Annotated in this window: 26 protein-coding genes; 17 read left to right on the forward strand and 9 right to left on the reverse strand. The window is 44.9% G+C overall.

The genetic code is table 11. The features are described 5' to 3' along the window. Positions 1–71 precede the first annotated feature (71 nt). A complete protein-coding gene (locus QUA80_RS11070; RefSeq protein WP_333424072.1) occupies positions 72–1,658 on the reverse strand; it encodes an AAA family ATPase in 1,587 nt (528 codons plus the stop codon). 324 nt (positions 1,659–1,982) lie between these two features. Between QUA80_RS11070 and QUA80_RS11075 the strand changes: the two genes are divergently transcribed. From QUA80_RS11075 to QUA80_RS11085, 3 genes are all read left to right on the forward strand, one after another. After that, positions 1,983–2,687 carry a hypothetical protein gene (locus tag QUA80_RS11075; RefSeq protein ID WP_333424074.1) on the forward strand — a complete coding sequence of 235 codons (705 nt, stop codon included), beginning with the start codon at positions 1,983–1,985 and terminating at the stop codon, positions 2,685–2,687. A 291-nt stretch (positions 2,688–2,978) separates the two neighbouring features. After that, positions 2,979–3,413 carry an aminoacyl-histidine dipeptidase gene (locus tag QUA80_RS11080; protein WP_333424076.1) on the forward strand — a complete coding sequence of 145 codons (435 nt, stop codon included), beginning with the start codon at positions 2,979–2,981 and terminating at the stop codon, positions 3,411–3,413. An 808-nt stretch (positions 3,414–4,221) separates the two neighbouring features. Further along, a complete protein-coding gene (locus tag QUA80_RS11085; protein WP_333424078.1) occupies positions 4,222–5,871 on the forward strand; it encodes an RNA-binding domain-containing protein in 1,650 nt (549 codons plus the stop codon). 248 nt (positions 5,872–6,119) lie between these two features. Here the strand turns inward: QUA80_RS11085 and QUA80_RS11090 are convergent, their stop codons facing one another. Further along, positions 6,120–7,811 carry a hypothetical protein gene (locus QUA80_RS11090; protein ID WP_333424080.1) on the reverse strand — a complete coding sequence of 564 codons (1,692 nt, stop codon included), beginning with the start codon at positions 7,809–7,811 and terminating at the stop codon, positions 6,120–6,122. Between the two features lie 507 nt (positions 7,812–8,318). Here QUA80_RS11090 and QUA80_RS11095 point away from each other — a divergent pair. The 3 genes from QUA80_RS11095 (at position 8,319) to QUA80_RS11105 (ending at position 10,964) form a co-directional block, all read left to right on the forward strand. Beyond that, complete coding sequence (locus QUA80_RS11095; RefSeq protein ID WP_333424082.1) at positions 8,319–8,945, forward strand: hypothetical protein; 627 nt, start codon at positions 8,319–8,321, stop codon at positions 8,943–8,945. Positions 8,946–9,286: 341 nt separating this feature from the next. Continuing rightward, the gene (locus tag QUA80_RS11100) at positions 9,287–10,048 is read left to right on the forward strand and encodes a ParA family protein (RefSeq protein ID WP_333424083.1); all 762 of its coding nucleotides are present in this window, start codon (positions 9,287–9,289) and stop codon (positions 10,046–10,048) included. Next, positions 10,038–10,964: a ParB/RepB/Spo0J family partition protein gene (locus QUA80_RS11105; RefSeq protein ID WP_333424085.1), complete on the forward strand. Its 927-nt coding sequence runs from the start codon at positions 10,038–10,040 to the stop codon at positions 10,962–10,964. Before QUA80_RS11100 ends, QUA80_RS11105 begins: the two co-directional genes overlap by 11 nt. Here the strand turns inward: QUA80_RS11105 and QUA80_RS11110 are convergent. Then, positions 10,961–11,134, reverse strand: coding sequence for a hypothetical protein (locus QUA80_RS11110; RefSeq protein WP_333424087.1), 174 nt, complete (start codon positions 11,132–11,134; stop codon positions 10,961–10,963). The genes QUA80_RS11105 and QUA80_RS11110 overlap by 4 nt on opposite strands. 326 nt (positions 11,135–11,460) lie before the next feature. Here QUA80_RS11110 and QUA80_RS11115 point away from each other — a divergent pair, with 326 nt between their 5' ends. The 9 genes from QUA80_RS11115 to QUA80_RS11155 all read left to right on the forward strand — a co-directional run bounded on the left by QUA80_RS11115 (position 11,461) and on the right by QUA80_RS11155 (position 16,926). Then, positions 11,461–11,694 carry a hypothetical protein gene (locus tag QUA80_RS11115; RefSeq protein WP_333424089.1) on the forward strand — a complete coding sequence of 78 codons (234 nt, stop codon included), beginning with the start codon at positions 11,461–11,463 and terminating at the stop codon, positions 11,692–11,694. Between the two features lie 53 nt (positions 11,695–11,747). After that, the gene (locus tag QUA80_RS11120; RefSeq protein WP_333424091.1) at positions 11,748–12,332 is read left to right on the forward strand and encodes a hypothetical protein; all 585 of its coding nucleotides are present in this window, start codon (positions 11,748–11,750) and stop codon (positions 12,330–12,332) included. After that, on the forward strand, positions 12,329–13,408 hold the full coding sequence (locus QUA80_RS11125) for a hybrid sensor histidine kinase/response regulator (RefSeq protein ID WP_333424093.1): 1,080 nt from the start codon (positions 12,329–12,331) through the stop codon (positions 13,406–13,408). Before QUA80_RS11120 ends, QUA80_RS11125 begins: the two co-directional genes overlap by 4 nt. Positions 13,409–13,498: 90 nt before the next feature. Then, positions 13,499–14,233 carry a response regulator transcription factor gene (locus QUA80_RS11130; protein WP_333424094.1) on the forward strand — a complete coding sequence of 245 codons (735 nt, stop codon included), beginning with the start codon at positions 13,499–13,501 and terminating at the stop codon, positions 14,231–14,233. Between the two features lie 95 nt (positions 14,234–14,328). Beyond that, on the forward strand, positions 14,329–15,267 hold the full coding sequence (locus QUA80_RS11135; RefSeq protein WP_333424096.1) for a XamI family restriction endonuclease: 939 nt from the start codon (positions 14,329–14,331) through the stop codon (positions 15,265–15,267). Positions 15,268–15,288: 21 nt separating this feature from the next. After that, positions 15,289–15,756: a hypothetical protein gene (locus QUA80_RS11140; protein ID WP_333424098.1), complete on the forward strand. Its 468-nt coding sequence runs from the start codon at positions 15,289–15,291 to the stop codon at positions 15,754–15,756. Between the two features lie 32 nt (positions 15,757–15,788). After that, complete coding sequence (locus QUA80_RS11145; RefSeq protein WP_333424099.1) at positions 15,789–16,205, forward strand: XisH family protein; 417 nt, start codon at positions 15,789–15,791, stop codon at positions 16,203–16,205. Beyond that, positions 16,196–16,528 (forward strand): XisI protein, encoded by a 333-nt coding sequence (locus QUA80_RS11150; RefSeq protein WP_333424101.1) that lies wholly within the window; start codon positions 16,196–16,198, stop codon positions 16,526–16,528. The genes QUA80_RS11145 and QUA80_RS11150 overlap by 10 nt, the downstream gene beginning before the upstream one ends. Positions 16,529–16,767: 239 nt before the next feature. Then, positions 16,768–16,926 (forward strand): hypothetical protein, encoded by a 159-nt coding sequence (locus QUA80_RS11155; protein WP_333424103.1) that lies wholly within the window; start codon positions 16,768–16,770, stop codon positions 16,924–16,926. An 85-nt stretch (positions 16,927–17,011) separates the two neighbouring features. Here QUA80_RS11155 and QUA80_RS11160 read toward each other — a convergent pair whose 3' ends face one another. Continuing rightward, entirely contained in the window at positions 17,012–17,242 is a 231-nt protein-coding gene (locus tag QUA80_RS11160) for a hypothetical protein (protein ID WP_333424105.1), read from the reverse strand. A 131-nt stretch (positions 17,243–17,373) separates the two neighbouring features. On the opposite strand from QUA80_RS11160, the gene QUA80_RS11165 reads away from it, so the two are divergent. After that, on the forward strand, positions 17,374–17,844 hold the full coding sequence (locus QUA80_RS11165; protein WP_333424107.1) for a hypothetical protein: 471 nt from the start codon (positions 17,374–17,376) through the stop codon (positions 17,842–17,844). Beyond that, a complete protein-coding gene (locus tag QUA80_RS11170) occupies positions 17,831–18,391 on the forward strand; it encodes a transposase (RefSeq protein ID WP_333424108.1) in 561 nt (186 codons plus the stop codon). Before QUA80_RS11165 ends, QUA80_RS11170 begins: the two co-directional genes overlap by 14 nt. Positions 18,392–19,833: 1,442 nt before the next feature. On the opposite strand, the gene rppB is transcribed toward QUA80_RS11170, so the two are convergent. The 5 genes from rppB to QUA80_RS11195 form a co-directional block, all read right to left on the reverse strand. Continuing rightward, positions 19,834–21,201 (reverse strand): two-component system sensor histidine kinase RppB, encoded by a 1,368-nt coding sequence (gene rppB, locus QUA80_RS11175; protein WP_333424110.1) that lies wholly within the window; start codon positions 21,199–21,201, stop codon positions 19,834–19,836. 204 nt (positions 21,202–21,405) lie between these two features. Continuing rightward, on the reverse strand, positions 21,406–22,095 hold the full coding sequence (gene rppA, locus QUA80_RS11180; protein ID WP_333424112.1) for a two-component system response regulator RppA: 690 nt from the start codon (positions 22,093–22,095) through the stop codon (positions 21,406–21,408). 172 nt (positions 22,096–22,267) lie between these two features. Then, positions 22,268–22,738, reverse strand: coding sequence for a DUF2808 domain-containing protein (locus tag QUA80_RS11185; RefSeq protein WP_333424114.1), 471 nt, complete (start codon positions 22,736–22,738; stop codon positions 22,268–22,270). A 113-nt stretch (positions 22,739–22,851) separates the two neighbouring features. Then, complete coding sequence (locus tag QUA80_RS11190; protein ID WP_333424115.1) at positions 22,852–23,325, reverse strand: hypothetical protein; 474 nt, start codon at positions 23,323–23,325, stop codon at positions 22,852–22,854. A gap of 96 nt (positions 23,326–23,421) precedes the next feature. Then, a complete protein-coding gene (locus QUA80_RS11195) occupies positions 23,422–23,898 on the reverse strand; it encodes a DUF2808 domain-containing protein (RefSeq protein ID WP_333424117.1) in 477 nt (158 codons plus the stop codon). Positions 23,899–24,124 lie beyond the last annotated feature (226 nt).

The following is a 24,124-nucleotide window of genomic DNA, read 5'->3' on the forward strand; positions in this document are numbered from 1 at the left end:
GGGTAAATGCTCTCCCTCTATGTGGATATCAGAAGCAGCCAGCTTTCTCCAGAGTAGCCCTCAGAAGTTGGCTAACCAAACAATTCCTGTAACGGAATAGAAAACCGCGATCGATCTTCTCCACTAGCCGATCGAGCATAAGTCGCTTGATTGCGAATCGCTAAAATTTGCTCTTCATCGCGCAGCATCGACGGCGTAAACTGATAGCGCTGTTGTCGGAGGTCGTTCAAAGTCACTTTCAATTCATCCGGCTGTTTCCCTTGTACCCGATCGCGATAATAGATTTCCTCAGCACATTTTTTCACAGCATTGCCAATTTCTGCTGGCGTACAAAGCCTGTAATCCCTCAATAAAATCCGCCACTCATCATCTGTCCAAGGCGAAATACAAGCATTGCGAAACTCAGGAAAGTATTTTTTTAAGTGAAGATTGAAAATCTCGTACATCGCGCCTTCGTGAGGCAAATTCACAAAGAAAATATCATCAAATCGGCGGATTAATTCCGGTGGTAACATACCCAAACGGTTAACCGTTGCCACTATATAAATTGGGTATTGATGTTCCTGCATCCAGGTTAAAAGCTTCCCCGATAATCGCCTAGAAACACCGCCATCTGCATTGGAATCCCACCCTGCAAAACCTTTATCAAAATCGTCCCAATATAGAATTGTAGGACTTAAAGCCTGAGTCAATTCTAACAGTTCGCGCAAAGCTAAATCAGGCCTGGAAGAACCGACGATCGAACCCCAATCAGCCGCCAACAGCGGCACTCCCATCTTCTTAGCCGCAAGTTTAGCACTTAGACTTTTGCCCGTACCCGGTGGCCCCCAAAGAATCATTCCCTTCGGAAATTTGAGTCCGTATTTCTCTGCTTCTGGACTTAACAACGAAGCTACTTTTGAAAGGGACTCATCTAGCAAGTCTAAACCACCTGCATCCGGCACATCTGCCTCAGCAATAAACTCTAGGCCTCGCCCCCGCAACTTGTTAACCTTGTGGTCGAGCACCAAATGCGCCATTTCCTCGTAGCTAGAAGCAAAAGCTAGCGATCGTTCCAAAATCAACTCGATTTCACCTTGTGGCAACCCCTGGCAAGCGCGAATCAAAGCAGCTTGCAACACCTCGTCGCCTTTGTCGCCCAGCCAAGAATTGCGATCGCAAAACAACTCCACCACTTTTTGCGTTGCAACGCGGGACGGTAATGGAGTCGTCAGTACGGGAATCAGCGGCTGCAAGTTCACCGGCAGTTGTATGTAGTTTTCCAACATCACCCAAAACTGAGGAACCGCAGACCAAGATGAGTGATAGTAAGCATTTGCTAGTTGAAATCCCAGACGCGAACTCACCTGACCGGATTCGTCAAAATCTAGCAATCCCTCAAGAATGTAAATTCCCTCTCTCCTACTTTCTAATAAAAACTGAAGCACGTCAGAATCTAGGTGCAAGTCAGTATTTTGTAAGATGCACCGACCGTCCCGACTCACAATTTCCTGCAAGCAACTGTACCCAGAGTTCCAAAAGAAAACAGGTAAATGCAGTTCCTGCCCCCAATTGTGAAACTGTGCTAACACGAATGTTCGATCGGGCGTGTAATACTCCAGCCCGACAATCTTAATTTTTCTTTGGGCTAAAGCGAGCCAGTCATTGAGGGTGCGCATAAACTCAACGGTAAGAAATATTCAAAGGTACTCTTCTCATTGATAAGCTGCGGTCGATCATTGCCATCAGCCAACAGTTCTACAGCAGTCAAACCTCCTCTTAATTCTTAGGAATTATTTACCTAATTTCCTGAATATACATAATTATTTATTTCGGTCGAGTGCAAAGGAATTACACCTTATTATCACATTAATCTTTTTTTAGTTCAATTTCTAAGAGCTATTAAGAAAATAATCAATAAAAAATTAATTATAAATTTGATGAAATTTGAGAGCGCCTAACGGCGCTGTTAGCCGTGAAGTAGTTTAATAAAATCAAACTTCATGGCTACTACAACAGCTAAAAACCATAACTCTCGCCCATCCAATGGGGCGGTGACTTTGAATGGCAAAAGCAATGGTGCTGCTAAGTCAAAGACCCCAGCGACAGCTACCCAATCGCAGGTCAGTCGCCGTTCGACACTCACTGTAGAAGAGCAAGCAGACGCACTTCTAGACCGCGTGCGAACTACCATTCTGAAAAAGTTTGGAGTCAAAATTCAACTGCGCGAAAAACGCCTCCAAACTAAGGTAGGTCACGCTACCAAGGAAAAATTAGGTTTGGATATTGCTGCACAGTTGAAAAAACGCGGCAAAACGATGAACTGGCAGCGTTGGAATAACGAAGTGTTTCCAACTCTATTCGGTCAACCCGATGCACTGCGCCACGATGTGGAAGTCATTGCGCTTGTGATGGCAAAACTGTACGACGTTTTCGAGCTTGACCCGCAAGAAGCAATTAAAGGTCTTGTCAAATTCAATCAAGAATCGCTTGCTAAACGCAATAGCTATAACAAGCAGGATGAATCCGATGATGAAGATGATGATGTCGATGACTTAGAAGATGAGCTTGATGCTGATGAAGATGAGGAAACAGATGAACCTGAAGAAGACTTGGATGAAGACAGCGAAGATGATTTCGATACCGAGGAAGAAGATGAGGAAGATGATACTGATGAAGATGAGGACGAAGATGAAGATTTAGAATAGTCTTTCACCCTCAGTTTTATAGCTTCCTTCAACGTCGCTCTTGTTGAATATGTAAAACTCTGCTCTGCCTAAAAACGGTAGAGTAGAGTTTTTATTTTATTCAAACTGTTAGCATTTTTAACATAAATCAACTTGAATATGAGGTTTGAAAGTATCGATTCGATCGATTAAACGATATTTAAATACAGCGATCGCTGTTGTTTAAAAAAATTAAAACCCAATGAGTGAACTCAAAGGGGCAGCGATTGCTGCTGTGTGGATGAACAAACTTGAATTTAGGAAAGTTGAGAAATGAGAGTCACTGAAAAAGTTCAAAAGACTAATGCAGCTAATACTGCTAAAGCTCAAAAGGCTCAGATAAAAGCGCTCGACAAGTGCATTAGTTACAACGATAAACTTCGCCTAATGGTACTAGAAGTTTTGAGAGAAGAATCTGGTCGGGAACTTGCAAGCGTTGCTCGTTTTAACGGCGGTGAATTTGATTGGGAAACACATAACGCCCAATTTCGCGCTGACTACAGCGAGACACCTTTAAAGGAATTGATGCGTGCTGGTCGCATCTTATACGGATTGACAGATATGGATGCAATCCGCGATCGCCGCGCCAAGCATCGGGGAATTCGCGATCGACGGCTCGCCCGCCAGAGCAGTGGAGTTGCCTCAAGCTCACAAAGTGTGTACGAAGAAGTCGATGTTGCTGACGACGACATCGATGATTTGGAATGAGTTGCTCGAGCAACTAAGAATGTCAAAAATAGCTCGTTAAGGGCAACTTCCCCACTCCTCATTCATTCTAGGAGTGGGGAAGTTTATTACCACCCACCCACCCTTTGATTGAGAGCTATTTTACTCTGGGATAACTATTTTTGACCTGGATGCGGATTTTAAAAGGCTAAAAAAGGAGGAAAAAAGAGGAGAAAACAGCACATTTCTTCCTCCTTACACCTCCTATTTCCTACTTTCTTCGTGTCCGCCAGTATAAATACTTACAACTTCTGTAAAGAATCATCACTTTTAGTGTAATTTTTTGTATTTTAGACCCTTATTTATCCTCTTAAATCCTCGTAATAAGTACGCCAATTGCATAGCAAGCCATGTTAAATGTACGTACAAGAGTCGAATTCGATCGCTTTTTGCCAATGCGAGGGTTTTTGCAAGACTGCTATGAGAACAGTTGTCAGGCAAGACTTGCGCGATCGCTCACTTTCGACAGCCTTGAGTTGAAAGTTTGATTGGGTAATTTAAACAGTCCTGGACGCAAGGAATACGATTTTATGTCATTACGAGCCGTACTCCGTAATCGCTTTCGGTCGATCGATCGGTGCGAGTGCGTCCAGGACTATTAAACTTTGTTTTTAGCTGTACGATCGCTCGCGTGAGTGGATATCGAAGCCCGGAATGAGTCAGTTAATGTAGTTTGTGCAGGAAGGTAGGAGACTAAAATCAAACGCATACCGTTAGAAAACAACAACAAGCTGTTAATTTGCCGTAATATTGTAAATGCCGTCAGGTCGCCCCCATTCTATTTTTTTGAATGAATCGCACGATTCCCGAACAAGAATCCCTCACCGTCGAGTTTAAGAGCGATCGCACTCGCCTGCCGGACAAAGACCTGATTGAAACCGTCGTCTGCCTTGCCAATACCGACGGAGGCGAAATTTACCTCGGCGTTGAAGATGACGGTCAAGTGACAGGTTTGCACCCCCAACACCAAAACCTGTCCACCCTCGCAGCCCTAATCGCCAACCGCACCAATCCCCCAGTCAGCGTGCGCGTTACAGCATTGCTTGAAGCAGGTCAAACCATTGCCTGCATAGAAGTCCCCAAATCACCCCGCATCGTCGCTACGTCCGACGGACTCCTGCAACGCCGCCGCCTGCAAGTAGACGGAACACCCCAATGCGTCCCCTTTTATCCCTACGAATTTGCCACTCGCCAGTCAGACTTAGGCGTTCTCGATTACTCCTCATTACCCGTCACCGGATCGTCTGTTGCCGACTTCGACCCCCTGGAACGCGAACGCCTGCGACAATTAATAGAGCGATACGGGGGCGATCGTACTCTGCTATCCTTAACTGATGAAGAACTCGACGGCGCTTTAGGGTTCGTGCGTTCTACCGATGGAATTCGCTTTCCCACCGTCGCCGGACTGCTGATTTTAGGACGAGAAAGCGCCCTCCGCGAACACTTACCCACCCACGAAGTCGCCTTTCAAGTCCTCGAAGGCACCCAAGTGCGAGTCAATGATTTTTACCGCACCCCCCTGCTAAAACTGTTTGAGCGAGTTATGGAACAGTTCGAGGTGCGCGTCGAAGAAGATGAAGTGCAAATCGGTTTATTTCGCGTCCCCGTTCCCAACTACGATCGCCGCGCCTTTCGCGAAGCCTCAGTCAATGCCCTCATCCACCGAGATTACACTAAATTGGGAGCCGTTCACATCCGCTGGGAAGATTATGGAATTACCATCAGCAACCCAGGGGGTTTTGTTGAAGGTGTCAGTTTGGATAACTTGCTAGTCGTAGAACCCCGGCCGAGAAACCCCTTCCTAGCCGATGCCATTAAACGCATCGGACTCGCCGAACGCACCGGACGCGGTGTAGATTTAATTTATCAGGGGTTATTGCGCTACGGAAGATCCGCCCCCGATTATCGAGGCACAAACTCTCATTCAGTTGCCGTCAGACTGCCAGGAGGGGAAGCCGATTTGGGACTGTTGCGTGTAGTAATTGAAGAGGAAAATCGCCGTCAAAGCTTGCTCCCCGTTGACTCTTTAATCGCGATCGGGCAATTGCGACAAGAGAGACGGTTAGACACGGCTACTCTCGCCCGCGCCATTCAGCGAGATGAAGCGATCGCCCGCAGCGTGTTAGAACGATTAGTCGAAACCGGTTTGGTAAAAGCCCACGGCGTCAAAAAAGGACGCACCTACACCCTCAGTCCCCTAGTTTACCGAGAACTGGGACAATCCGCCGATTACGTCCGGCAAGCTGGCTTTGAACCCATTCAGCAAGAGCAAATGGTGCTTCAATATGTAAGGACTCACGGCCGAATTACCAGAAAAGAAGCTGTGGAACTCTGTCGCATCAGCGAAGACCAAGCTAGTCGCTTGCTGCGGAAGTTGACTGCTGCCAACCAGTTAAAATTAGAGGGCCAAGGCCGCGCATCATATTATGTTGTTTCATAGCGAAAAAATACACACCGCACCTGAAAGAAACACGCGCTGCGCCTTTTAAACGCGCACGGAGCATAAAAGAACGCGCACTGCGTCTTTTAAACACCCACTCCGCATAAAAGAAACACGCGCTGCGTCTTTTAAACACGCACTCCGCATAAAAGAACGCGCGCTGTGTCTTTTAAACACGCGCTGTGTCTTTTAAAGCGCGTCAAAATCCCACACAATCCCTGTTGCTGAGAGGTTGTATTTCCAGCGATTCAACGCCCTAAACCACTTGTACTGTCTGGGGACGATCGCTCACAATCCCTACTCCTCGCCTCTATCCGATCTAGCTGCTCTGCCACAACTGCCCAAAAGTCAATATCTTCAGAGGAAATGCCCTGAGCTAAAATCAAATCTTCTCCGCGAACCTTGATTAACTCCCCTCGGACAGAGGCCGTCAGAGAAGACACCGAAACCCCTTCCGATTCTGTGACCATCAAATTGTACAAATCCCCTACCCGAACGCGGGTGTACTCATCAGTTTCTTCCACGCGATCGGGAGCACGATCGAGTAAATACTCAAAAGCTCTTTGAGCCGTTGGCAGAATAGACTCAGCCATTTTTACCTGCTGAATGTCCATTGTGACTGCTGGCGGTACTGAATCAGCATTCAAATCGCCTGCTGGCGAATTCGGAATTATCGGTTCTAACCAGTTAGAAAATATAGCAAAATCTTGTGAGTTTTCTTTAACAGTTGCACCCAAAATCTCTGCATCGCCATAAGATAGAGCGCTTTGCACTTCACCCTCTAAAGTAATCCGCAGTACGATGTGGCTGTCTCGATCTGAAATAACTCGGATCGCTTCACCCTCCTCTAAAAATGCTGTCCAATCTTCTATAACTTTGCGTTTCCCTAGCTTAAAGTATTGACAGCCATCTAATAAATTGCTAACTAACAAATTCTCTAGTTCTAACCGCTCCTCTTCTGGCAGCTTTAATATCTCTTCTTTACACTGTTCTTGTACTTCCTCTTTAAAACTTGCGCTACCATCCTCGGAGATTCCCAACGAGCGATCGCTCGTTTCATTTTTGCCTCGTCCTGCTAATATTTCAAGCGGGTTTAGTTCAAAAATTACTTGTTCTTCACCTTCATTCTTGTCTTGCAAAATAGCCGAATTGCTAAAAGCAAGAGGTACGATCGGTTCGCTGGAATTAGAGCGATCGCTCTCCAAATCTTGCTCCTGTATTTCAGCATCTTTTGTTGCTATTTCTGTCGAGAAATCCTCGGCTTCATCGCCCTCTACTTCACTGCTAAACTTTCCAACTCGATCGTCCCCATCTACTTGGGACAGCCCGACAAGCAAATCTTGTTTTGGTTGCCAATCTTGCCTTTTGGAGGAGGATAATCCTTTAAGCTCGAGAACTCGGCGCTCCCAATCTTTGTTTAATTCGATGAAATTGGCTGCATTAGTTTTTACCAGACTGATTTGAGCATAGGCATATTTCTCACCTGCCAAGGACAGGGCAAAATCAATAGCAGCAAGGCAACCGTGATAGAAATCTTGAGTCTCGCCGATGCAGATGCAATCTTCTATAATCGGTTCGCAATCGGTTTCTCTTCCAATTTGTCTGAGTTGAGAAATAGAGCTAGCCGGCAACCTGCAAATTGATAGTTTACAGTCGCCTCCTCCTGAATTTGAACTTAGATGTTGTTGGGGCGAATCATCTCCTCCATCATTGATAAAAGTTGCTATTTTAGCTTCTAAAAGGCTGAGTGTTTGTACCCCGACTTCTTCATCTATTAACTTGACTGCCCGATCCAATCCTGCAAGCAATCCCTGATAAAAATCTTGGGTTTCTCCAGCTATCGATCGGTCAGTTGCTATCTTCTCAAAAAAAGCTAACCCTATTTGTTTTAGCCTCAAAATATACTCAGGAGAAAATCTTTGCATCGTGCCTAAAAACATAAGCGTACCGCCACCTAAAAGCGCGTCGATCTTTTAGGAGCGCAAATTAAATAATTTACACATATTTGTGGGATGGGCGTCCAGAGAGGACGGGCGGGACGCCCATCCCACAAACCATGAAATTGTAAGTTATTTAATTCTCATTCCTTAGCAATCAACCTATCACGCGCTCTTGTCGCTCTCGATACGTCTGGAGTTGTAACTAACTTTAGTTCTCAAGGCATAGAACATTGAACCAGTAATTGTTTTATCAAAAAGTATTGTTCCGAAAAAAAGCCATCTAACAAACGCTTTTTGCCTATTGCTATAACTAGCTGGAATTACAAGAAACAACAGCCAATCGGATGATAGTTTTTACATTTGGATCGCATTTTAATAGTCCGCAAGATTAATATTGTCGGTGACTTTTGAGGTGGGAAATTAGGAGGGACGGCGGATTTAGTTTACGGCCTTTAGCTTTTAGCTTAAATCAGTAACTTTTACTGTCAACAGGAGAACGGCATTCCCATGCAGTTTAACCATCAACACAGCTCTCAACAGCCCGTACCGGCCGATCCGCTGCGGCACAGCAGGAGGAACATACTAGCATCCATCCTATTGCTATTGGAGTGCGATCGCGCTCTTGCCGACTGGTTTCTCCCCCAACTACCTCACGTCTCAGGATTTACCTACAAAGGAAATCGCTTTTTGGTAGCAACTCACAAAGAGGCCGAGCAAATAGTTTGGGGGTGGATCGAGCATAATTTATGGGCAGTAGCCAATACTGATGAAGATATTGACTTGCTCCTCCAGCACTTGCAAATTTCCCCATCTTTGGTTGAAGCATTTAATGGGCAAGCTACTCTCAATTATCTTCGGACTGCTCACCCTAGAAAATTTTGCAAGCTTCTGTCTCCTGCCATAGCCAATCCCACCCAGTTCGTACAAGCTCTGTTTGAGAACCGCAGCAGACCGGGATTAGTTAAACGCGCCATTTGTGAGTCAGCCCAGTTCTCGCCTCTGGCTTGGACAGAAGTGGAACGGGCTGGATATCTCATTTACTGTATTGTCGATCGACCAGAGGTACTTCCTGGTTCCCTCAAACTAACAATCAACTATCCTTATCCCTGCAAGCCAAGGGCGGAGCGAGCTTAGAAGTATTTACAGAACTGGCAGAAAATTAGGCTCTCAAGTGAGTAACTCTCGCCAGGACTTACGCAATTGCCGTTGTTTTTTATAGCAGCGGCATTGTCACTGTTGCCAATTCCCCAGTGGGGAAAAATAAAAAAATCCCTAATGCGCCTTAAAAAATATCTCATTGATATGAGAGCATAACTATAAGTTTTTCTACAAAACGGTCAGAGGATAGGGTTTATGCAAAAAGCGCAGATATCCCCAGACTTCAACAAGAATGCAAATATGCTTACAGTTTTAACCGCCACCTCCTCTTGCACGCAGGATGGAAACTATGGCGGCACGCTACAGGAGCCCAAGTTATGACAAAGATAATCTCGCTGTTCAACCAAGCCGGCGGTGTGGGGAAAACCACGATCGCGCTCAATCTCGGCTACCACCTCTCAAAGCGAGGCCGCAAGGTTCTTCTCATCGATATCGATCCTCAAGGTTCTCTGACACTCTTTATGGGGATTGACTCTCAGAATTTGGATAAAACTGTGTTTGATGCCATTGTCAATGAGGAGCCTATGCCCATCCACACGGGCATTCACGGTATGGATTTGGCTCCTACCAACATCAACCTCAGCGCGGCGGAAATTCAACTGGTTAACATGGATTTTCGGGAAGTTCGTCTCAAAGATGCGATCGCCCCCATTCAAGACAACTACGACTTTATCCTCATAGATTGCCCTCCCAGTTTAGGGCTTCTCAGCTACATCAGTCTAGTAGCTGCCACTCACGTCTTAGTTCCCGTTGAGACTCACTACAAAGCCTTTGAGGGAACCAACCTCTTGTTGCAAACAGTAGCGAGAATCAAAAAGAAAGGAAACCGCTCTTTGCAGATAGCTGGTTTTGTTCCCTCCCGCTATGCTGCTACCAACTCTCAGGACAAGCGGACTCTCAAGGCTATGAGCGAGCAGTTTACGACCTTCGGCCCCGTTTACACTCCCATCCCGCGCATAACTGCTTTTGCGGATGCTTCCGAGAAACAAGTCCCGCTTGCTGTTTACGAACCTAAAAATCCCGCCGTCAAAATATTAGACCAGCTAGCAGCCAAGATGGAGAAACTCAATGTCAAGTAAGAATGACCAGCCCTATAAAGGTAAGGCAAATTTGAGCGTTTTGTTTGGAGATGATGAAGTGGCAGAACCAACGGCAGAAAAACTGCTCTCGATTGAGTCGATCGAGCTTCCATCTTCTCAACCTCGCCGATACTTCGACTCCCAAGCTATGCAGGCTTTGGTTGAGTCAGTAAAAACTGATGGAATTCTCCAACCTCTATTAGTCCGTCCTTTGGGAGATGACAAATACGAGCTAGTAGCAGGCGAAAGGCGGTATAGAGCTGCAAAAGAATTGGGGTTGACAGAAGTCCCCGCGATCGTTCGGGACTTGACCCAACAACAAGCTCTGCGCGTCGCATTAGTTGAGAACCTCCAGCGGGAAGACCTCAACCCAGTCGAAGAAACGGAGGGTATCTTGCAACTGCTCTCCCATCACCTCGAATACGATCTAGAAGAGGTGGTGCGGCTGCTCTACCGGATGCAAAATGACGTACAGAGGATGAATGATAACGTTATCATTCATCAGGAAATGCAAACAGTCGTCAAGGTTTTTAGCGAATTGGGACGGATGTCGTGGGAGTCTTTCGTCAGCAACAGACTGGGACTGCTGAAGCTGCCGTCAGACATTCAAGAAGCCCTGCGCCGGGGTCAGATCGAGTACACCAAGGCGCGAGCGATCGCCAAAGTTAAAGACGAGCAGGCAAGAAAGTCGCTTTTAGAAGCGGCGATCGCTGAAGGTCTATCTTTAACTCAGATTAAAGAACGCATCGCCGATCTAAAGGCAGGTACTTCGCCAGAAGAACCGGAAGAAAATCTGAAAACCCAAATAAAGGGAGCTTTAACAAAAGCAAACAAGTCCAAAGCTTGGAACGATCCAAAGAAACAGAAGCGCCTCCAAAAAATCCTAACAGAGCTAGAATCCCTCTTAGGAGATTAGAAAAAGCAAGGGCGATCGCGCATCCACCAAAACGCTACAACCGGATTCCAGACAATAATTTTAGCCATTGAAGGTGATGGTTGTACCCATTCAAAGGCCGAAGTGAGAAGACACTTATGATGAATTAAATATCCGGCTTCTAGCTTCTGCCTTCTAGCTTCTGCCTTCATACTTCGGTCTTCGGATGTCTTCGACCTTTGTTTTATAAGACTAAGAAGGATTCTTGGTGCAAGTCATTGTACAACCGGACTCCTAAAAAACTATTCAGGACAGGACGCAATTGTCACAATTAGTAAGGTGCGTCAGATATCTAAACCCTCAATAATCGTTCGATCGATTTACCTGACGCACCCTACAACTCGATCTGAGTATGCCAGTTGCGTCCAGTCCTGCGATTGTTATTTGGGTTTGTTTCTGGCTTAACGCGCGATCGCGCTGCTTACTGGGCCTGATATTATTTCTGCGCTGGCTGTTGGGAGGCAAAGTTTAAGTTTTTGTGAAGAATGCCCTGTTAATCGAGAGGGCATTCTTTTTTGGCGATCGATCTGATGCAGGCGATCGCGCGCGAGAGGGAACAACTATTTCTGCAGACAGAGAAGTCGCGCACGCTAACAACAATTCTCACGCCTCAGTGGCAGTGAATGAGAAATTAGCTTTGCGGCAGCGAATGCGAAATCAGCTTTTAGGTAGAACTCACTCAAGCTTGGCAGTTGATAAGTTATGGACTTAGAAATGAAATAGAAAAACGCCAACTCAAACTAAGTTGTGCGAAGGTTGACAGTTATGCCACAAACTAACACTCTTTCAAACCGCAGCCGACTTTCACCGCCGGCAAAGTATCAAACCCGGTCAGATTCTTTTTTGGCAGATTTTCAAAAGTTGCTAAATGCTTTTGCCCGCGCCTGGAATAAGTATCAGCCAAACGATTCGCTCTCGAACGACAGAAAACAAGACTTAGATTGGCTTGAATCGACGCTGCAAGAGTATAAAATCTCCATCCAAACTTCAACTAGTCGCAAAGAGTTTTGGAAAGGTTGCAAGGATGGAAAACAAAGCAGGAGAACAATTTCTGAGTTCGACTCGCCAAGCGTCGCACAAACCTTACTCAACGCGATGCCTTCGGCTGGCGAAGCCTACGCGAATCCAAAAGCAACTCAAATATACGAGCTGGGATTTCAAGTTGGATGGCGGTACGTTCGCCTCAAAGACTACTTGCTGCGAATCAGAAAGCAGCGGAAGTTGGAAGAATCCAAGCAGCTTCAAGATTATCAACAGTTTTTAAGTTTTATCCGCCAAAAGCCTGACTCAGAAGATATGGACTCGTTCGTAAGCTTTGGATGGAGGCGGGAGAAAAAGCTAGGACAATGAGAGATAAACCCAGTAAAATCTTGGCGGTTGACGATAAAACTGACAACTTATCGATCGTGCAGGCTATCCTCTCAGAAGAAGGCTACTGCGTCAGCACGAGTTCCAGCGGACTTGATACTTTAGCTCTAGTAGAGGAGTCACCACCAGATTTACTTTTGTTGGATGTAATGATGCCAGAAGTAGACGGTTACGAAGTAACTTACAGAATTCGCTCAAATCCTCAACTTCCTTTTATCCCCATCTTGTTAATTGCGGATGATAACTCAATGACCGTAGCAGATGGACTAGACTTGGGCGCAGACGATTTCGTTTGCAAGCCCATCCAGGTAAATGAGTTACTGGCCCGCGTCCGCAGCCTCCTCCGGCTCAAACACAGTATAGATGCGATGCAGGAAGTGACAAAGGCGCGAGAGGATTTTGTATCTCGTCTCACCCACGATCTGCGGATTCCCCTTGTTGCTGCTGATAGAATGCTGGCCCTACTCCAACGAGGAAAATTCGGCGAACTGCCCCAAAAAGCGGTAGAGGCGATCGCCACCATCGGCAGCAGCAACCAAAATTTGCTTTCGTTAGTCAATACTTTACTGGAGGTTCACCGATTTGAATCGGGTTGCAAGACTCTCGCGATCGCCCCCTTTGACTTCAAAAAAATGGTCAAAGAAGTCGTCAAAGAATTGGAGGCTGTCGCTATCGACAAAGGACTTGTCCTAACCTGCGATGAGTCCGACTCGCAACCGCTGCGGATTGAGGGCGATCGCCTGGAACTCCGCCGAGTCATCACCAACTTAGTCGGAAATGCCATTAAATTCACCGATTTTGGTTGTGTGAAAATCGTTGTCCGTTCAGATGCTAAGTCGGTAAGCATTAGCGTAGCAGACACCGGCCCCGGCATCAGAGCCTCAGAACAAGCCACGTTGTTTGAACGATTCCGCACCGGAAACCATGCTAGAGCAGGTTGCGGCCTGGGGCTGCACTTGTCTCGCCGGATTGTAGAAGCCCACTCTGGCAGTATTGACGTGGCATCAACGGTGGGTCAAGGCAGCACATTTACTGTACGGCTCCCCATCTCGCTCTAAAAGTCTTATTTGGATACAAAAGAGCGCATACGTTCTACCTCGGGCACACTCGTGCCGCTGAAGTACCATTGTCCTTTTTTTAAACAAACCATGAATAAAATTAGCGTTGCCTTAATTGAAGACCATCACCTGACAAGGGCCGGAATCAAAGCAGCTTTAGAAGACTGCGAAGAACTTGAATTTATCGGAGAAGCAGCTAATGGTCTGCAAGGGATAACTTTACTGGAGAAAAGCGTGCCTGACGTAGCGATCGTTGATATCGGACTGCCTGGATTGGTAGATGGAATTGAACTGACAAAAAGGTTCAAAGAATACATACAAATTCCCAAAACTCCAAGCGTAAATAACCAACCGAAAGTGTTGATTTTGACTATGCAGGATAACGAAGAATCGGTGCTGGCAGCTTTTGCAGCAGGTGCTGACTCTTACTGCATGAAAGATGTCAGTTTTGAAAAGTTAGTGGAAGCTGTTGTTGAGACAAATGCTGGCGAAAACTGGATCGATTCTTCAATTGCCAGAATCGTTTTGGCTCGCATGAATAATCCTTTCAAGGAAGCTGTTACCAAAGCTGCCATCTCCACTGTGTCAATCAATGGAGTCGATCCGGAGTACAGTCAGTCATTAATGGCGAACCCTTTAACAGAACGCGAAAAAGAGGTTATAGAGCTGATTGTCGAAGGGTGCAGCAATGAGGAAATTTGCAAGCAGCTATACATTTCCCTCGGTACTGTGAAAACTCACGTGCGTAACATCCTCAACAAGCTGTCTTGCGACGATCGCACTCAAGCTGCTGTCAGAGCTCTTCGTGCTGGTTTAGTTAACTAAATCCTTTTCAAGAGCAACCGCTTGGTGGATAATACAACAGAGAGGTTCCAGCAATCTAAGCTATCTAGGCGAGGGTCGCGATTAGAGGAAGTGCAGTGCCAGTTAATGCCGACAAACCACACTTGTGGAAACCCGATATTGCCCTGTCGGTAGACTTTTACAACAATTGGTTCATGCAGTTCGCTCCCCTCGCCTACCGCGACACTCGCATTGCTACAACTAAACTTGTTGAATACGCCTTAGCAGAAACAGCCAATCTGACCAACATCACGTCCGCCCTGCTGCGACAGCATCCAGAGGTTTTGCCTATTTTACGCATGGCGGCAGCGCCGCCAATTGCGCGCGATCGCCTTATCGGTTTAGCCGGGGTGTCGCCCAATCTAGTCAAAAATATGGAAGAGAGACAGCGAATTCCGCCTCGCGCAGACATTGCAACTCTGGATGCTGAACTGACAAAAATCAGTCAAATTATTGCACGGCTGCTCGACAAAGATATTTTTCCTTGGCTAGAAAGCGGGCAGCAGCCAACCGATAGTGAAGCTCAAAAAGCAGCGACAATTGTAGCAGATCGCCTTTGCGGTGCGATTTCTGACCCGATCGTTCGCAACGCTCAAGAACGAAGGCAGCTTGCTACGATTAGGCAATGGCTGGAACAGCGCGGTTATTCTTATGTTAGAGGAGGAGCCGGATTAAGTTTTGAGACAATGCAACCGGGGACTTTCTCGTTTCGGCTCAAGATTCTGGTACTTTTACAGTCTGGCAGCAAACAAATTAATATCCCTATTGACGTTGCGATCGCGCCAATTAATTCTAGCCCCGGTGAATTCCCGTTACTGATTGAAGCGAAATCTGCCGATGACTATACCAATCCGAATAAGCGACGCAAAGAAGAAGCTATTAAAATGACTCAATTGAGGAGTAACTACGGCAATAACGTGCGTTTTATTTTGTTTCTTTGCGGTTACTTTGATAGTGGCTATTTGGGTTACGAAGCGGCAGAAGGAATTGACGCTCGTTTGGGAACATCGAATTGATGATTTAGCGCTATTTGAAATATGAATGTAACTGCAACAATTGAATTGACACGAATGTTGCGGCAATCGCAACTGGATGGAGCTAGAACTCAAGCTCAGCGAAATAAGCTAGGTCAGTTTGCTACGCCTCCAAAACTGGCAGCCGATATCCTCAAATATGCTTCAATGCTGTTGCCATCGGATATTAAGATTCGTTATAGTGGTAGAGGTAGACCTTTTCGATTTATTCTGAATCATTCAATGGCTACGGCTACCAATGTCTATTTAATGCTGTATCCCAAACCTGCTCTTGCCAAAGCGCTTTTAGAGAAGCCAGAATTGCTAAAAGAGGTGTGGCAGGCGCTCGATCGAATTTCTGATGACGTACTGATGGGTGAGGGTCGCGTATATGGGGGTGGGCTGCATAAGTTGGAACCGAGAGAATTGGGTAATGCTTTGGCCCAGAGGATTCTTGAGATTTTACCCAAAAGAAGCGCGGCTGAGTTATAAGTAAGAATTGAGGAGAATCGTCACGTAAAGCTATGTCTGCAAAAGATATCTTTCATACCGTTGTACGTTCAGCACTGGAAAAGGAAGGGTGGACGATTACTGACGATCCTATCTATCTTAAAGTAGATGAAGACAAGCTGTATGTGGATTTAGGTGCTGAAAATAACTTATTAGGAGCAGAAAGGTACGGGCAGAAAATAGCAGTAGAAATTAAAAGCTTTTTAGGTCTTTCATTGATTAATAATTTTCACGAAGCGATCGGTCAAGCTTGGAACTATAAAGTGGTTTTAGCAGAACAACAGCCAGATAGAGTTCTTTATCTAGCAGTTCCAGAAGATATTTATGAAGAGTTTTTCACTCGGCGTTTAGCTCAAATGTCAGTGACGCGGATGCAATTAAACTTGCTTGTATTTAATCCGATAAAAGAGGAGATTATACTATGGACATAGAGAAATATAGAAAACTAATTAAGTCGATTGTCGAAAAACATTCTGAATGCGATAGTGACGATCGCGAAGTAGAGACTCAAATTGCTTTCGATGTCGATCGCGATCGCTATCTGATGTTTCATGTCGGGTGGCGTGGAGAAAGACGAGTGTTTGGATGTGTTATTCACATCGAGATTAGGTCGGGAAAAATTTGGATTCAACGGGATGGAACTGAGGTAGGGATAGCCAACGAGTTAGTTGAAGCCGGAGTCCCTAAGTCTGATATCGTGCTAGGATACAGGTCGCCTTATATGCGTAAGTTTACAGAGTTGGCGGTGGGGTAGTTATGAAGTTAGAGATGAGGATAATTGAGTTATCAAATTGAATACACTGACGCAGAAGATTGAGCATCTAAAATTTTTAACAACTCGGCAGCAACGAACTGTATTAGACATCTCCTAAAAAGATTATGGAAGTCTTGCCCTATCTGGACAAAAACCTAATTTTGGGAGATGTCTATTAGATACTGTAAACGAACAACTAAAATATGAACCCCTAGTTGAGACAAGAAATCGCTCTCCCGATGGAACCTAACAGTTTAGCAACCTGGGAATTGCGGATTGGAAATGTACGGGTGTACTACGATGTAGAAGAAAACACAGTTTCTGTAGTCTACATTCAAGCAGTTGGGGTCAAGAACCGCAACCGAGTTCGGATCGGTCAGGAGGAAATTGAACTATGAAATCAGTAGAACTCGCACAAGCAACTGAATCGTTGGGTAAATATATTCAAGTTTTGGGGAAAGAGCCATTGCTTGTTATACCAATTTAATATGAAGCTGCATAGAATAAGGCTTCAAGAATGAAATTGTAAGAAGATAACGAAATGATTTGTTCAGGGGTGATTTGTGCCAAAACTTGATTCAGTCGTTCGCGCAATCGATCGAGTGTCAGAAACACTTCTCCCTTAAACTGTTGTTTGATGAATTGCCATACCCGTTCAATGGGATTGAGTTCGGGTTCAGGGGGCGACAAGCGCCCCCGAAGCCTTACAGGCAAAACTTTTCGCGCGATCGAGCCGCCTCAAAAATTTCGGCTTATTGACAAAATAATCTCGCTTAGGGAAAAGAATACCCAGTTGTGATAAAAAAGAAGGGTCCTGCTAATACCACAAGACCCAAACCAATAATATGTTGCCCTTATTCTATCACTCGATACTTGAAAAATATCTGACACCAGCACAATTACTTACCCTTCAAATGCTAGTCTGGTTGTTACAGTCTCAAAAACAAGTTAGAATAGAACGATTAGCTGCCACCCTGCAATTGCCAATCTTGCAAAGTAGTCGCCGCCGTCACATACAACGATTTTTACAGATTAAAGCACTCAGCATACTTGTACTGTGGTTCCCGATCGTTAAAGAGGTAATAGCCCGTCAGCTAAAAGTTGGGAGTCAATTAGTAATTGCATTGGATAGAACTCAATGGAAAGAGTATAATGTCTTAATGGTAAGTGCGAACGTTCAAAAAAGAGCATTTCCTATATTCTGGACTCTGCTCGACAAAAAAGGGGCTTCTAATTTGCTCGAACAGCAACAAGTGTTGCGTCCAGTTATTCGCTTGTTGAAAAGATATAAATTAGTAATTGTTGGCTCCGCGTGAATTTCATAGCATAGAGCTGGCGCAATGGTTGCACCGTCAGCGTGTGAGCTTTGTCCTCCGTCAAAAATGCAATACTACTTTCCGAGAAAAAAGACAACCATTTCAATCGCTAGATACCATCCCTGTTCAACCAGGTATTCAGCTCTTCTATCAAAAAATTAGTTTGACTAAAAAGAAAGGTTTTTCTCGCTTTAATTTGGCTGCTTATTGCAAGAGAAAATATCGAGGCAAACAAGAAGATGAACCTTGGTATCTGTTAACAAATCTCCCAAGCTTGAAAAGTGCGATCGGGATTTACAGCCAACGTTACGGCATCGAAGCAATGTTTAAAGACTGTAAAACAGGAGGGTATAACCTGGAGGGTTGTCAAGCCTCACCTGACAAATTGATTGCTTTAATAATTTTAATTGCCCTAGCCATGACTTCTGCGTGGTTACAAGGAAAAAGAACTAAGCTTCAGGGACAAGAGAAATATGTTTGTCGGCTTCAAGAAACAGGCAGAACTAGAAGAAGACATAGTAACTTTTGGGTTGGCTTGTCGGCGTGAAAATTGGCTAATTGCTGTTGACTTCTGTCAGGAGTGGGTAGAGTCCATGCTGAGTTTAGTTCGCAATAAACAGCCATTTTATCAGAAGGGATTGAGAGCCATAAAGCTTATAGGACAAGCACTTTAGCCTCGTTGTCGCCCCCTGAAGAGTTCGGGACCTGACGGGGTGACAACCCCGTCAAAACATCGATCGAATAAGGGACATAGCCCTTAGATCCCTCTGAAAAAATGTAACTTATTGCGCCTGATTTTCATTAATTCCGTAATAACATCTTGACAAAATTCCATTTGAAAGTCGCAGGCGTAGCTTACAAAGATTTCTCAACTTGGACTGCCTTGACATAAAGCGCTTGTGGTTTCCGATAGTTAGAGAAATATTGAAGGAAAAATTTAAAAAGTCTCAACCTTTAAAGCTAGCTATCGATCGAACGAGCGTGGCGAGACAAAAATGTATTTGTAATTAGTTTGATTTGGAACAAACGAGGTATTCCCTTGTACTGGCAACTATTAGATAAAAGGGGGAGTAGTAACTTATCTGAACAGCAAGCTCTTATCAGTCCTATTTTAGAGCTTCTACAGGATTATGAAATTATCATCATAGGCGATGCCTGAATTTGGCAGTGTCAAACTGGCGTCTTGGCTTTGTGAGAAGGATACAAAGTTTGTTTTTAGGATTAAGCAGGAGCGTTACATCCAACAAGAAGAATCAGATTACACCCACTTATATGACTTGGGCTTACTGCCAGGTACTAGCTTTTACCTGACGGGAGTTAAAGTTACCAAACATGCATGGTTTTGGCAAATTCGATGTAGCGGCTTATTGGCGACGTAAATATCGAAACAACGGGGAAGATGAAGGTTGGTATCTCTTAACTAACTTAGGGAGTTTGAAGAGAGCGATCGCTGCTTTTAGATGTCGTAGTGGGATCGAAGCCATGTTTAAGGACTGCAAAACAGGCGGTTATAATTTAGAGAAGAGTCACGCCAACGCTCGGCGTTTAAAAAACTTAATTTTAATCATTGCCATTGCCTATACTTGTGCGACGTTCCAAGGTCAAAAACTCAAACTGGGAGGGATTCAGAAGTATATTGGTCGGTTAACTGAATGTAGGCGCTCGCCACGCCGTCATAGCAGCTTCTGGATTGGTTTATATGGCCTATCGTGGGCGGAGCGAAGCGGAGGGGATTGGAATGGAGTTTTGTCAAGAAATTGTTGCTGAATTAATGAGAGCTCGACCTAATAAACTGCCATTTTTTCAGAGGGGTTTGAGGGCTATATCTTTGATTCGATCGGGGTTGTGACGGGGTTGTCACCCCGTCAGAACATTATTTCTTGGTGGGGTTACTTAACAATTCTGACCCCATCTTTTTTTAGCTCAAGTCGATCGAATTCGCCACTGGTGGGGCTTTTGACGGGGCTGTCACCCCGTCAGGCCGATTCCTCAATGATTCAGGGCATCATTCACCAACGCCGCATTTTTTTCTCGAAATCGCAGTGTGAAAATGCTACCCGTACCCAATTTGCTCTGCACAGTCAGGCTACCGCGATGTGCTAAGGCTATAGCTTGCGCTATTGCCAACCCCAATCCCGATCCGCCAGTAACGCGATCGCGTGAACTGTTAACTCGATAGAAACGGTCAAAAATTTGCCTTTGATCTTCTGCGGCAATCCCACACCCTGTATCTTGAACATGAATCACAACTAAATGGTCACTTTTCTCTAAAATAACAGTTACTTTGCCACCAGGTGAAGTGTATTGAATCGCATTGACAATTAAATTAGAAACTAAGCGATAAAGCTGGTTAGAATCACCGATAATAGTCAATGGCTGATGCACCCGCAATTCCGATGTTAGCGCTACCTCTCTTGCGATCGCCATTGCTGCCAATTCCTCGACTAAATCGCTAACCAGGTCATTCAAACAACACAATTGAGGGCGATAGGGTATCGGTTGATGATCCATGCGCGCCAGCAACAGCAAATCGGCAACTAACTGAGTCAGCCGTCGGTTTTGGCGATCGATCGTCCGCAAAATTTCCCGCGCCTCTTTTTCATCCAATTGAGCAGTCAACAGCGCTGCTTCTACTGTCGCCTGCGACGCCGCTAAAGGCGTTCGTAATTCGTGAGCGGCATCCGCTGTAAACTGTTGAATTTGTCGGTAGGAAGAATAAATCGGTTTCATGGCCAATCCTGCCAATAACCAACTTGAAAAGCTTATCAAAATCAATGCTGTAGGCAATCCTAATTTCAAAACCCATTTCACTGTACTGAGATAATCGTTGAAGTCTTGCAGGCTCCGCCCCACTTGAAAATATCCCCAATCTTGCTGGCTTTTAGTGTGCAGCGCTACAGAAATTTGGTGATAAACGTTGCCTTTGGTGTCAGTTATTGTTTGCCAGTGTTTGGAGTTAAATACTGGCGGTAATTCTGCTGGATAAGCGCCTGCTGTAGCAATCAATTTCCCGGAATAATCAAATAAACGAATATAGTAATAGCCTTGGTTGATAGCGCTTAAAATATGGCGGCTTGGCAACGGTTCTTTAATGCCGTTAACCCCAATTAGGCGGAGGTTGGGCAAAAGTTCGTTTACTATTGGCTCCAAGCGTCCGGGCTGCTGCAATTTGAGTTCTAGGCTGTCGTGTAGCGTCCCCGCTACCGATTCTAATTCGCGGTCTATGGCTACCCAGTGAGCATGGGCAATCGCCCTATATACGCCAAATCCCAACAAGCTTAAAATCAAACCCATTACTGCTGCATAGGAAATGGCTAATTTCCAGCGAGTCCGGTTAAATAGTTTATTTTGATTCATTTTTCATAATTTGGTAATTGGTAATTGTTAATAGGTAATTGGTCAGGAATTACGCATTTCAACGTAATTATGTCATTCTGAGTGTACCGAAGAATCTCACAGATGCTTCACTACACTGCGTTGCGTTTGACTCATGACAGACACAATAGCTGCGTCCAGGACTGTTGGTAAATAAAAGGGGTTCTGAACAATGCCCACCCTACTTTAATTTCTCATCCGGTATCCTACGCCGTGTACAGTTTCAATTAAATTCGCGCAGCCAACCGACTCAAGTTTGCGCCGCAGCAAGCGCACTTGAGCTGCTACGACATTGCTAAAGGTATCTGCACTAACCTCCCATAGCTGATTCCGAATTTGGTCAGTAGTGACAATTTGGTTCGGATGTTTCATCAAGTATTCTATCAGTTGAAACTCTTTGTTTGTTAGAGAAATTATCTGGCTTTTGCCACTTATAGCGAGATGGCAGACAGTTCTATTTCCGCAGTCCACAACCAGATTTCCTACCTGTAGCTGTTGCGGTAGAATTTGGGGAGATCGCCTTTGCAAAGCCCGCAATCTTGCTAACAGTTCCGCCATCCCGAACGGCTTCACTAAATAATCATCAGCCCCCGCATCGAGTCCAGCCACTTTATCTTCCATTCGGTCTTTTGCTGTCAGCATCAAGACTGGCAATGCGCTATTTTTGGCGCGCAATCTTCGCAGCAGTTCTAACCCTGACAATCCTGGAAGCAACCAGTCAAAAATAGCCAAGTTATATTGAGTCCAATGACTTTCTAAGTATTCCCAAGCTTCACAGCCATCCTGGGCCCAGTCAACGATATATTTTTCTTGCTTCAAAGTGCGATCGATCGCTTTTCCTAAATCTGGCTCATCTTCAACTAGCAAAACTCTCATAACTCTAATTTATAGCAGTAAATCCCTTCAAAACTTGACTAGCAAACAGATAGCAACGCCTATAGTACCCCCACTTTTTGCCTTTGAGTGACAAATAGCAGATTTTAAATTGCAATTTTCTCTAATTTATTCAAGTTACTTGCAATTTAAAATCACCAAATGCCAGCTACATTTAGTAGGTTTGAATTAAAACTGTACCGAGTGGTATGTCTGCGTTTATTCCCACCATTTTACCAGCGATCGCGTACATCCAATTGCGACTGTAACCAGGAGTGTGAATGCCACGCAGATCGATCGATATGGTGGTGTCAACAGAAACAGGTTGGGAGAAAACCACTGTCGCTTTTCGGTTATTAACAGAAACTTGAGACTCGATTTTTTGACCGGATTGATTTTTTACTTCAATTGGGCCGCGCATTTTCACATCATCCGGCAAATCAATTGCAAGTGCCGAAAGAGCTTTTCCCTGAACGTGAACTTCAAAATGATGGGTAGCACCCTGAAAGCGAGCTCTATTGGGATGGGCTCCGCTGTGAATCAGGTGAGAAATATTAGCATTTCGCATTGCTCCTCCCGCAACAGTAGCGGGGGCATTAGATGCCAGCATTAAGGTGAATGCAGCAGCGTAAATTAACTTTTTCATGGCGATGCTCCTCAAATAATTAACTCAATGGACTCGGCATTAATTGGTTTAAAAGCCCTGAAATAAATCCAGGTAAGATGTCAGTCGCTTAAAAAATCAACCTCCAAAAGCATTTACCAACGCGGGAGAGTTTGAATATTGGCCGTACCAACTTTACTGTCTGAACTCTGACCCACTTTCTTGGCATAAACGCGGTATATATAAGTACGCGGGTAGATTGAAGCCTCAACTTCAAGCACAGAAATTGTCAGCAAAGTTCCGGCAACTACAGGTTTGGAGAAAACTACCGTTGCTTTTCCACCTTTAACAGAAGTTGTTGCACCAATCTTTTCACCGGATTGACTGCTTACTTCAATACCCTTGATTCGCAGTGATGGCAACTGAATTGACAGTTCTGAAATGGCTTCTCCTTCAACGTGAACTTCAAAATCGTGGAAGGCTCTCCAAGCTGGATAGTCAGGATAGGAACGGCCTCCGACAATGTGAGGTGATTGGGAATCTCCCGGTATTCCTGTTGCTTTTGCTGCGGAGATAGAAGAGGTAATAATTAAGGCAAATGCTGCACTAATGCTAATTAATTTTTTCATGACTGCACTCCTTGAAAACTAAGGTTTGGCTTATTTCTTAGTTTGATAGGTATGAATGAAACTCGGATGAAAGATCGGCCGTAACACCAGATTTTTTTATTGATAGCTGCGAACCCGTGCCATACCGAGGGGGATGTCTGCATCGTCGCCCACGAATTTAGCGGCAACCTGGTATAACCAAGCGGTAGAAACTCCAGAGATTCTTACTTTATTCATGGCAATTTTGATTGTGGTTCCGGGAGAGACAGGCTGGGAGAATGTTAGTATGACTTGATTGCTAGTGACAGAAACATTAGTTTCAATCTTCCGGTCTGAATTGTCAGATATACTGATATCATCCCTGACAATTAACCCCGCAGGAACGCGGATTTTTAATTGAGAAATAGCCCTACTTCCTTGAGGAATCTTCAGCCAGAAAGTGTGCCTGACAATTCTTGCCTTAGTTTCAGGGAATTGTACTGAACTATCAATGTGAGGAAAATTCTCGGCACCTGTTCTGGTACTCGCATGGACAGCAGGAGCTAAAGCTGCGGCTGACAGAGCAAATACGGCACCGTAAATGAGTGTTCTCATAGTCTTGACTCTCTAAGGAATTAACTGCGCCCACCCAACATTCATATTTGAAGAGTTAGCTTCTTATTAACTAGATTGACAATTAATTATGAAATCAAGATGAAAAATTAGATGGGGGGGTAATTTTTTTGCCACTAAACAGGACGAGTACCAAAATCACCAACTGGATAGAGCCTGGGGCAGCAATCAGAGCTACAATGAAGTTGAGCGGTAAGATTGAGAAAGC

Origin of the sequence: Microcoleus sp. F4-D5 (assembly GCF_036704885.1) — a bacterium.
Classification (GTDB): domain Bacteria; phylum Cyanobacteriota; class Cyanobacteriia; order Cyanobacteriales; family Microcoleaceae; genus Microcoleus.